Source organism: Streptomyces sp. NPDC005576 (genome assembly GCF_042871745.1).
Lineage (GTDB): Bacteria > Actinomycetota > Actinomycetes > Streptomycetales > Streptomycetaceae > Streptomyces.
In genome coordinates this window covers 641,019-651,607 of sequence record NZ_JBIAJC010000001.1, presented here as the reverse complement: position 1 = coordinate 651,607, position 10,589 = coordinate 641,019, and the positions used below count along the sequence as shown (strand labels likewise).

Here is a 10,589-nt window from a genome sequence, read left to right as displayed (position 1 = left end):
GGGGGGGGCGGGGCCCCGGGGCCCCGGGGGGGGGCCGGCGCCCGCGGCCCCCCCCCCGGGGGGGGGGGGGGGCCCCCGCGGGGGGGGGGGGGGCCCCGGGGTGGCGGGGGGGCCCCCCCGCGCTTCGGGTGCGGCCGGGGCGGGCCGCCGTTACCCGTGCCGCGACCGGCAGTGTCCGCCCCGTGAAGAGCGGTGGTCGGTGCGTGCGGTCGCAAGGCGGCCGGAGGCCCTCGTAGCGGAGCTACCAGGGCTTTCTGCCAACACCGCGAGCGGGCGTGCCGACCACCGCGACGGGACGAAGCTTGCCGGGAGGGGCACTACGTTCCGGCCGCCAGCAGCCGGGCGAGCTCCAGCCGCTTGATCTTGGTGGTCGCGGTCTGCGGAAGGTCGTCCAGCTTCCACTGCACCGGCTCGGCCATCGGCGGCAGGGTGGCCGTCGCCCGCTTCCAGGCCGCGGGGTCCAGGGGCTCGTCGTCCTTGGTGCACACCACGGGCACGGCCCTGCCGTCGGCGCCGGGGACGATGATGACCTCGGTGAGTTCCGCCAGTTTCCCGAAGAGCGTGTCCTCGGCGGCGAGGGTGCTGCCGAAGCCCTCGATGAGGTCGACCTCGCGGTCCAGCAGGTGCACGCAGCCCCACCTGGTGCGGTAGCCCACGTCACCCATCCGCCACCAGCCGTCCTTGGACACCTGGGCGTCGTAACGTTCCTGCTCGCCGAGGTAGGTGACGACCCGTCCGTCGCTGCGGACCTCTATGTGGCCGGGGTTCTGCTCGGACGGCGGGTTCCCGTCGCGGCTGACCACCCGGACTTCCGTCATGCCGGGGAACGGGAGGCCGACGCAGCGGCCGTCGTCGTCCAGCGTGCGGCGCCTGGTGAAGCCGCGTGCGACCGCCGGGCCCACCTCGCTCTGTCCGTAGAGCTGGCCGAAGAACGGCGATCTGCGCTTGGTGGCCCGCAACAGGCGGTGCACGGTGCGCGGGTGGATCGCGTCGAAGGTACTGCTGTAGAGCTTGACGTTGGACAGCGGCCCTCGAGGGTCGTCCGCCAACTCCTCCCACGCCATGTAGGAGTTGGGGTGCGCTTCCAGGATGCCCGGCTTCACGCGGGCGAACAGGTCGCCGATGAGCTTCGGGTCCGACCCCCGGAGCACCACCAGCGGGAACCCGCGGTACAGCGCGATGGCGAGCGCGGTGATGAGCCGGGAGTGCACGAAGGAGACGTGGATCGCGATGGTCTCGCGGCCGGGGATCAGCGGCCTGATGACGGATGCCTGGGGGCGGTAGCGCGATTCCAGGCTGAAGCCGGTGTGCACGGCCAGCTTGGGGGTGCCGGTGGTTCCCGACGTGTGGGTGATCAGCGTCGGATGATCCGCGGGCATGATGACCGGGGTGACCCGCTCCACCCCGGCCAGCGACCGCAGTTCGACGGCGTCCCGGTAGCTGCCGGAGGTGAGGACCACCTGATCGGCGAGGTCGAACACCTCCGCCGGCAGCTCGTTCTCCAGCTTGTCCTGGTCGGTGATCAGGCACGGCCGGTCCGTGCGGCGCACCAGTTCGGCGGCGGTCGCGCCGTCCAGTTTCGGCGACAACAGCACCGGGACGGCGCCTATGCGTGTCGCCGCACAGGCCAGCAGGGTGATGTCGAAACCGTCGGACTTGTAGACGACCACGCGCCCCCCGGGGCGGACCTTCGCGGCCCACAGCCGCGAAGCGAGATCGTCCACCAGGTCCGCCACCTCGGCGATGGTCGCCCGCCGGCCCAGCTCCGGCGCCACGTCGAGATCGTGGTCCAGAATGAGGACGTTCGCCCCGTGGCGGGAGGCGGCCCGCTCGAAAAGCCTCCCGAGTTGAATGCCCTGGTTTCCGATACGTTGAAGAAGCACCTGCCCGCCCTCTCAGCCGCAGCTACCTGATTTCAGCCCTTGACATGGATGGAACGCTCGGCACGCGTGCGTGCCGATATTCGGTCCGGCGGCTCACTGCTTCTCGATGACGACCTTGATGCGTTCCAGGGTGACGGCGAGGTCACCGGCGATCTTGTCGCCCCACTCCTCGAAGAACCGTGCCTTCTGGGTCTCGTCCATCTCCGAGGTGATCCCGACGATGCCCTCGGTGGCGGCATCCATCCGGAAGTGGTGCACCAGCACGCTGCTCCCGTCGGCCTCCCTGATGTCGAAACCCCAGACGCTGTGCTGCTTCCGGCCCGCGCTGTCGTGCATCGCCCAGCGGAAGGTGCGGTCCGGCTCGGCGGTCACGACCTCGGAGTAGGTGGTCCAGACTCCCCGGACGACGGGCGCCCACGCCACGACATCCGGGTCACGGCGGTTCTCCCCCCGGAACACCGCGCCCGCCGTGGCCGGCTCACCGGTGACCCATTCGCCGCCCTGGCATTCAGGACTCCACTCCCCACTGCGCGGGAGGTCACTGATCACCGAATAGATTTCCTGCGGTGTGGCCGAGATGTCGATTTCGGCCTCGGCGCGGAAAAGCGGCTTGTTCTCATTGGTGGTTTCGCCCATGCCAGGAATGGTGCAGAGCCGTCACCGCGCGGGTCAAAGGGCGGCTCACGGGTACGTCAAGTTGGGCGCCGGGACGAAGCTCGGGCGGACACCGACCCCTGGCCGCCGACTACCGGCCACCGGCGACCGGTCGGCACTGCCGGACGCCGGCTACCGGCCGTCGGAGAGGTCGCGGGCGAAGTGGAGTGCGACGATCGCCATGCGTCCCGCGTGGTAGAAGCGGTGCGCGCCGTGGTTGGAGACCCCCGAGTCGAGCTCGATCCGGGTGCAGCCGGCCCGGCGCGCCCGTTCCTCCAGCTCACTCATCAGCCGGGTGCCGATACCGCCCGACCGCACTCCGGGGGCGGTGACCAAGTCGTCGACGAAGAGGAGCCGGCCCCGGCTGGTCGCCAGCACCCGGTGTGCGGCGACCGCGACGCAACGGCCGTCGCCGTGGGCGGCGGTGAAGACGAGCCCCTGCGCGTGCGCTTCGGCGGCGAACTCCATGAAACCCGCCTGCGTCAGCCCCGGCCTCAGTGCTCGGATCAGCGGAGCGACGTCGGAGGCCATGGCGGGGTCTGCGGGCGCGATGTCGGTCATGGTCAGTTCCACGGCGAGGACACTACGCACTCCGGGCCCGCCGCGGTACGGCCGCCGGAGAACCGGGACGACGAGGCCCCGCCGCTCCCCGGGGTACGGAGGAACGGCGGGGCCTCGCCAATCCCGGTACGGGTAACCGGTACGGGTGCCCGGCACGCACTCCCCGTAGGACGCCGGGAGCAGCCCTTACCGGTGCGAGAACCAGTTCGCCGCCGGGAGGAGCTTCTCGTTGTAGTCGAAGAGCGCCTGGTTCTCCCAGGCATTGCCGGAGGACGCGTCGGCCGGGTCCCAGCCGCTGCCGGTGACGGCGGTCCAGCCGGGCTCCCAGTAGACGGCGCCGAGTCCCCGGCCGCCCGGGACGGCTTCGACGACGTTCAGCACGTCGCGGAAGTTGGCGGCCTGGCCCGCCGGGGTGGCGGGGTAGCCGGCGACGAGCTGGTCGGCGGTGGCGATGTTGTTCTCCAGGCCGTCCTTGTCGGCGAGGGTGTGGGCGTACGCGGTCTCGGCGACCAGGACCGGCTTGCCGTAGCGGGAGGCCGTGTCGTCCAGGTTGGTCTGGAGGTCGGAGAGGGGGCCGTGCCAGTAGCCGTAGTACGAGAGGGCGATGACGTCGAAGGGCACGCCGTGGGCGACGGCGTTGTCGAACCACCAGCGGGTGCCGGCGTTGTCACCGCCCTTGGCGAGGTGCAGGGCGACCTTCGTGGAGGAGGAGACGGCCTTGGCGGCGTTCGTACCGGCGGTGAGGAGGCCGGCGAGCTGGGTCCAGTTGTCGGTGGAGCCTTCGGGCCAGAGCAGGCCGGCGTTGATCTCGTTGCCGATCTGCACCATGTCGGCCGTGGTGCCCTGGGCCTTGAGGGCGTTGAGCACGTCGTAGGTGTGGTTGTAGACGTCGGTCTTGAGCTGGGTGTAGCCGTGACCGGCCCAGGCGGCGGGCTTGGTCTGCTTGCCGGGGTCGGCCCAGGCGTCGGAGTAGTGGAAGTCGACGAGGATCTTCATGCCGAGCGTTTTGGCGCGCTTGGCCATGGCGAGGACGTGGGCCCTGTCGTTGTAGCCGTCGGCCGGGTTCACCCACACCTTGAGGCGTACGTAGTTCATTCCGGCGGAGTGCAGCAGGCCCATGGCGTCGCCCGCGGTGCCGTTCGCGGTGCGGTAGACGGCGCCGTGGGCCTCGTTCTTGGGGAGGGTGGAGAGGTCGCCGCCCTTGACGCTGAGGCCGGTGGTGCCGGGGGTGAAGGTGATGTCGTCGAAGTTGGCCCATTCCCCGGCGTGGGCGTCGGAGTCGAGGCTGATGGTGCAGGCGCCGCCGGTGACCTTGACGGAGGTGACCAGGCGTATCCAGGCGCCGTTGGCGGTGGGCGGCAGGTCGGTGCGCTGTTCGGTGGAGCCGCAGTTGCGGAGGGCGATGTACGCGGAGTTCTGGCCGCCGCTGGAGCGGACCCAGGCGCTGAGTGTGTACGTGCCGTTGGTCAGCCCCGAGAGGTACTGGTACGTCTCCACCTTGTAGGCGGAGGCCGACCAGTGGCTGAGCCGGGTGGAGCCCGCGTGGCCGCCGGCCTCCGTAAAGGAGGCGGCGCTCTGACCGCCGGCGGAGTAGGTGGTCCAGCCGGTGGCGCCCGATTCGAAGCCGGGGTTGGTGACGGTGGCCGCCGCGTGGGCGGCCTGGGCGGGGAGCGCCGCGAGCAGCAGCCCGCCGAGAGCGGTCAGCGCGGCGGCGGCCCGGCGTCCGCCGCGCGGGGTGCGGCGGACGGCCGCCTCAGGTGCGTACGCCGTCCTGCCGTACAGCGCTCGTGCGAACGGCGCCTTTGCGAACGGTGCCTTTGCGAACAGCGTCTTTCCGTACATCGTCGTCGATGTCCCTTCGGCCGTCGTGCGGGATACGGGGGTCCTGCCGGTGGTGCGGGTGGTGCGCTCAGGCGTCGAGCCGTACGACCCGGACCGCGCCCGCCGGGACGGCGAGGTGTCCGGTGGCGGGCTCGCCGGTGAGGAGTTCGGTGCCGGGGGCGTCGAGCGGAACCTTCGTGTCGCCCTCGGTGTGGTTGATGACGAAGAGGTAGGTGCCCCTCTCCCCGGTGCGGCGGACCACCTCCACGTCGTGCGGGAGCGAGGTGCGCGGGGCGATCCGGGCGTCCTCGCAGGCGCGGTCGAGCACGGCGTCGAGGTCGGGGCCGGAGAGCCGGGTGGAGACGTACCAGGCCGTGCCGGCGCCGAGGCGGTTGCGGGTGACGGCGGGCCGGCCTCCGGCGATCCCGTCGGCGTACGACCAGATGGTCTCGGCGCCGCGCGGGACCACCACGTCCGACCAGAGGTCGCCGGTGAGCGACGGGCCCTCGGGGGCGCCCTCCGGGGTGACGAGGCGGACGGTGTCGCCCTCGCCGAGCGGGGAGAACTCCTCGACGGTCAGGCCGAGTACGTCCCGCAGGACACCGGGGTAGGCGCCGGGGTGGACGTTGTCGTCGGGGTCCACGATGCCGGAGAAGTACGAGACGACGAGGGTGCCGCCCCCTTCGACGTACTGGCGCAGGTTCTCGCCCGCGCGCTCGGTGGCGAGGTAGAGGGCGGGCACGACGACGAGCGGGTAGGCGGAGAGGTCGGCCTCGGGGTGGGCGAAGTCCACGGTGAGGTGGCGGTCGTAGAGCGAGAGGTAGTAGGTGTCGGCGCGCTCGCGGGCGTCGTGGTCCTGGCTGGGGCGCCACTCCAGGGACTGGGCCCACCAGGACTGCCAGTCCCAGACCATCGCGGCGTCGGCGACCGTGCGGGTGCCGCGGATGCCGTCCAGGAGGCCGAGGTCCGCGCCGAGCCGGGTGACCTCGCGCCAGATCCGGGTGTCGGTGCCGCCGTGCGGAACCATCGCGGAGTGGAACTTCTCGGCGCCGCCGCGGGACTGCCGCCACTGGAAGAACATCGCGCCGTCCGAACCGCGGGCCATGTGCGCGAGGCTGTTGCGGGCCATCTCACCGGGGCGCTTCGCGGGGTTGCGGGGCTGCCAGTTGACGCCGCTCGTCGAGTGTTCGAGGAGCAGCCAGGGGGCGCCGCCCGCGACGGAGCGGGTGAGGTCGGCGGCCATGGCGAGGTTGACGTGGGTGCGGCGGCCGTCGGTGATCAGGTAGTGGTCGTTGGTGACGACGTCCACCTCGCGGCCCCAGGCCCAGTAGTCGATGGAGTCGCACTGGCTGAGCGCGGTCATGAAGTTGGTGGTGACGGGGATGCCGGGGGCGAGCCGGTGCAGGGTGTCGCGTTCGGCGGTGAAGTTCTCGCGCAGGGTGGCGTCGGCGAAGCGGCGGTAGTCCAGCTGCTGGGAGGGGTTGCCTACGGTGGGGGTGGTGCGCGGCGGGTCGATCTCGTCGAGGGTGCGGTAGTGCTGCCCCCAGAAGGCGGTGCCCCAGGCCTTGTTGACGGCGTCGACCGATCCGTGGCGGGCGGTGAGCCAGCGGCGGAAGTGGGCGGCGCAGTGGTCGCAGTAGCACGCGGAGACGGGTACGCCGTACTCGTTGTGGACGTGCCAGAGGGCGAGGGCGGGGTGGCCGGCGTAGCGGCGGGCGAGCTCCTCGGTGATGCGGGCGGCGGCGGCGCGGTAGTCGGGGTTGCTGTGGCAGATGGCGCCGCGTGAGCCGAAGGCGTACCTGACCCCGTCGCGGTTCACCGGGAGCGCCTCGGGGTGGGCGCGGTAGAACCAGGCGGGCGGGGCGACGGTCGGGGTGCCGAGATCGACGCGGATGCCGCCCTCGTGGAGCAGGTCGAGCACGCGGTCGAGCCAGCCGAAGTCGTAGGCGCCGGGCTCGGGTTCGAGGAGTGCCCAGGAGAAGATCCCGACACTGACCATGGTCACGCCGGCCTCGCGCATGAGCCGCACGTCCTCGGGCCAGATCTCTTCCGGCCACTGTTCCGGGTTGTAGTCGCCGCCGAAGGCGAGCCGGTCCAGACCTCGGGGAGCGGTGTGGGGCATGGGGGTCTCCTGGCGTTCTCAAGCGTCACGGCGGTCGCCCGTCACCGTGTCCGGCGGCGGCCCGTCACCGGGCGGTACGGATGCGCCCCCGACCGGTCGGCCCTCCGGTGGCGCCGCCGGCCCGCGACGCCGCCCTCTGGCCTCGGTGTGCACGTTTCTGTGAACGTGCACACAACCGTTCGGCGGTGTGATGCCAAGATAACCGCACAGTTACAACCATTGACAAGTGTCGGTTCCGTTTCTCTACTGTGAACGCTCACAGCGCACCTACCGCGCTGAACCCTCGGTTCTCGTCAGGGGAAAACCATGAAGCACCGCAACGTCGCGTTCTCCACGGCCGTCGTCCTCGCCGCCTCCGCCCTCCTCACCGGCTGCGGCTCGTCGGACGACGGGAAGGGCGACGCGCCCGCCGCCGCGGGCCCCGCCCACCTCACGTACTGGTCCTGGGCGCCCGGCCTCGACAAGGTCTCGGACATCTGGAACAAGGGCGAGGGCAAGAAGAGCGGCATCACCGTCACGGTGAAGAAGCAGGCGTCGGGCGACGACCTGGTCACCAAGATCATCACTGCGGCCAAGGCGCACAAGGCCCCCGATCTGGTGCAGGCGGAGTACCAGGCGCTGCCCACACTGGTCTCCAACGACGTCCTCGCGGACATATCGAAGGAGGCGGGCGACGCCAGGAGCGCCTTCGCGGACGGGGTCTGGCAGCAGGTGACGCTGGGGACGGACGCCCTGTACGCGCTGCCGCAGGACTCCGGCCCGCTGATGTTCTACTACCGCCAGGACCTGTTCAAGAAGTACGGGCTGACCGTCCCGACCACCTGGGACGGATTCGCCGAGACGGCCCGCGCGCTGAAGAAGAAGTCGCCCGGCACCGACCTGACGACCTTCTCCTCGAACGACTCCGGTCTCTTCGCGGGCCTCGCCCAGCAGGCGGGCGCAAAGTGGTGGACCACCGGTGACGACACGTGGAAGGTCGCCATCGACGACCCGGCCACGCGGAAGGTCGCCGACTTCTGGGGCGGCCTGGTCAAGGAGGGGGCGATCGACAACCAGCCGATGTACACCCCCGCCTGGAACAAGGCGCTGAACACCGGCAAGCAGATCGCCTGGGTCAGCGCGGTCTGGGCCCCCGGCACCCTGACCACCGCGGCCCCCGACACGGCGGGCAAGTGGGCCATGGCCCCGCTCCCCCAGTGGACGGCGGGCGAGAACGTCACCGGCAGCTGGGGCGGCTCCTCCACCGCCGTCACCAACGACTCGAAGAACAAGGGCGCGGCGGCGAAGTTCGCCAAGTGGCTCAACACCGACCCCGCCGCGCTCGCCGCGCTGGTGAAGGAGTCCGGCATCTACCCCGCCGCGACCGCCGCGCAGACCGGGGGCGCGCTCGCCGAGCCGCCGGCGTACTTCTCCAACCAGCCCGACTTCTACACCAAGGCCTCCGAGATCGCGAAGGGCACCGCACCCGCCGCCTGGGGCCCGAACGTCAACGTCGCGTACACCGCCTTCAAGGACGGCTTCGCCAAGGCCGCGAAGGACAAGTCGGACTTCGGCGCGGCGCTGAGCGCGATGCAGGACGCCACGGTCGCCGACCTGAAGAAGCAGGGCTTCGGAGTCTCGGAGTGATACGCGCACGCCGCAGGGGGTCGTACGGGGTCAGGAGCGCCCCGTACGCCTTCCTGGTCCCCGCCGCCCTGCTCTTCCTGCTCTTCTTCGCCCTGCCCATCGGCTACGCCCTCTACCTCAGCTTCCGCCGCACCGAGGTCGAGGGGCTCGGCCTCGGCAAGGGCGCCCGCGACGAGGTCTGGGCCGGCCTCGCCAACTACACCGACGCCCTCTCCGACTCCGAGCTGCTGCACGGCGCGCTGCGCATCCTGGGCTACGGCCTGATCGTGGTGCCCGTGATGCTCGGCTTCGCGCTGCTGTTCGCGCTGATGCTCGACACCGAGCGGGTCCGGCTCCGCGGCTTCACCCGGCTGGCGATCTTCCTGCCGTACGCCATCCCCGGGGTGGTGGCCGCGCTGATGTGGGGGTTCCTCTACCTGCCGGACGTCAGCCCGTTCTTCTGGGTGCTGGACCGGCTCGGGCTGCCGCAGCCGGACCTGCTGGACGGCGGGCCGCTCTACGCCTCGCTCGCCAACATCGCCGTCTGGGGCGGCACCGGCTTCAACATGATCGTGATCTACACCTCGCTCCGGGCGATCCCCGCCGAGGTCTTCGAGGCGGCCCGGCTGGACGGCTGCTCGCCGTGGCAGACCGCCCTGCGGATCAAGATCCCGATGGTGGCGCCCTCGCTGGTGCTGACGTTCTTCTTCTCCATCATCGCCACCCTCCAGGTGTTCAGTGAGCCGACCACGCTCAAGCCGCTCACCAACTCCCTCTCCACCACGTGGAGTCCGCTGATGAAGGTCTATCAGGACGCCTTCGTCAACAACGACATCTACGCGGCGGCGGCCCAGGCGGTCATCATCGCCGTCGCCACCCTCGCCCTGTCCTTCGGCTTCCTCCGGGCCGCCAACTCCCGTACCAAGCAGGGTGACGCACGATGAGCACGCAGACCCTCCCGGCCGACGCCCGGACCCCGCAGACCTCCCGCTCCCCGCACGCCTCGCGCGCCGACCGCCCGCCGCGCCGCTTCGCGGCGATCCCGACGGCCGCGCTGCTGCTCGGCGCCGTCTACTGCCTGCTGCCGGTGCTCTGGGTGGTCGTGGCGTCGACCAAGTCCGGCAGCGAACTCTTCTCCACCTTCACCTTCCTGCCCGGCTCCGGGTTCACGGACAACGTCGCCGACCTCTCGGCGTACCGGGACGGCGTCTACTGGAAGTGGATGGGCAACTCGGCCTTCTACGCCGGGGTGGGCGCACTGCTCTCCACGGCGGTGTCCGCGGTCTCCGGGTACGCCCTGGCCGTGTACCGCTTCCGGGGCCGGGAGACCATCTTCAACATCCTGCTCGCCGGGGTACTGATGCCGCCGGTGATCCTCGCGGTCCCGCAGTACCTGCTGCTGGCGAAGGCCGACCTCACTGACTCGTACCTCTCGGTACTGCTGCCCGTCGTCCTCTCTCCGTACGGCGTCTACCTCGCCCGGATCTACGCCACGGCCGCCGTGCCCCCCGACGTGATCGAGGCGGGCCGGATGGACGGCGGCGGCGAGTGGCGGATCTTCCGCACCATCGCGCTGCCGATGATGCTGCCGGGGCTGGTGACGGTGTTCCTCTTCCAGTTCGTCGCGGTCTGGAACAACTTCCTGCTGCCCTACATCATGCTCAGCGACGACGAGAAGTTCCCGGTCACCCTCGGGCTCTTCACCCTCCTCCAGCAGGGCTCGACCACACCGGCCCTCTACACGCTCGTGATCACCGGCGCGCTGCTGGCGATCCTCCCGCTGATCGCCCTCTTCCTGGTCGTCCAGCGGTTCTGGAGCCTCGACCTGCTCTCCGGCGCCGTAAAGTCCTGACCATCCCCTCCGGGGCCGGCCGGACCCGCCGATCCTCTCCGGGCCCGCCGGACCCGCCCTCTTCCCCGGGGCCCCGAAAACGAAAGAACAC

8 protein-coding genes are annotated in these 10,589 nt (G+C 70.9%); 3 read left to right on the top strand and 5 right to left on the bottom strand.

Going from position 1 to position 10,589, the window contains the following annotated elements; genetic code table 11:
* Positions 1-317: 317 nt before the first annotated feature.
* The 5 genes from ACFYPN_RS02830 to ACFYPN_RS02810 all read right to left on the bottom strand — a co-directional run bounded on the left by ACFYPN_RS02830 (position 318) and on the right by ACFYPN_RS02810 (position 7,041).
* Positions 318-1,883, bottom strand: a complete 1,566-nt coding sequence (locus tag ACFYPN_RS02830) for an AMP-binding protein (protein WP_358761373.1) — start codon at positions 1,881-1,883, stop codon at positions 318-320.
* 93 nt (positions 1,884-1,976) lie between these two features.
* Positions 1,977-2,519, bottom strand: a complete 543-nt coding sequence (locus tag ACFYPN_RS02825) for an SRPBCC family protein (protein WP_389296523.1) — start codon at positions 2,517-2,519, stop codon at positions 1,977-1,979.
* Positions 2,520-2,669: 150 nt separating this feature from the next.
* Positions 2,670-3,110, bottom strand: coding sequence for a GNAT family N-acetyltransferase (locus ACFYPN_RS02820; RefSeq protein WP_389296522.1), 441 nt, complete (start codon positions 3,108-3,110; stop codon positions 2,670-2,672).
* A gap of 174 nt (positions 3,111-3,284) precedes the next feature.
* Positions 3,285-4,940, bottom strand: a complete 1,656-nt coding sequence (locus ACFYPN_RS02815; protein ID WP_389296521.1) for an arabinogalactan endo-beta-1,4-galactanase — start codon at positions 4,938-4,940, stop codon at positions 3,285-3,287.
* 67 nt (positions 4,941-5,007) lie between these two features.
* On the bottom strand, positions 5,008-7,041 hold the full coding sequence (locus ACFYPN_RS02810) for a beta-galactosidase (protein ID WP_389296520.1): 2,034 nt from the start codon (positions 7,039-7,041) through the stop codon (positions 5,008-5,010).
* 306 nt (positions 7,042-7,347) lie between these two features.
* On the opposite strand from ACFYPN_RS02810, the gene ACFYPN_RS02805 reads away from it, so the two are divergent.
* From ACFYPN_RS02805 to ACFYPN_RS02795, 3 genes are read left to right on the top strand one after another with little or no spacing between them, the layout of a single operon-like run.
* Complete coding sequence (locus tag ACFYPN_RS02805) at positions 7,348-8,667, top strand: ABC transporter substrate-binding protein (RefSeq protein ID WP_389296519.1); 1,320 nt, start codon at positions 7,348-7,350, stop codon at positions 8,665-8,667.
* Positions 8,664-9,590: a carbohydrate ABC transporter permease gene (locus ACFYPN_RS02800; protein WP_389296518.1), complete on the top strand. Its 927-nt coding sequence runs from the start codon at positions 8,664-8,666 to the stop codon at positions 9,588-9,590. The genes ACFYPN_RS02805 and ACFYPN_RS02800 overlap by 4 nt, the downstream gene beginning before the upstream one ends.
* On the top strand, positions 9,587-10,498 hold the full coding sequence (locus tag ACFYPN_RS02795; RefSeq protein WP_389296517.1) for a carbohydrate ABC transporter permease: 912 nt from the start codon (positions 9,587-9,589) through the stop codon (positions 10,496-10,498). The genes ACFYPN_RS02800 and ACFYPN_RS02795 overlap by 4 nt, the downstream gene beginning before the upstream one ends.
* The last annotated feature ends 91 nt before the right edge of the window (positions 10,499-10,589 follow it).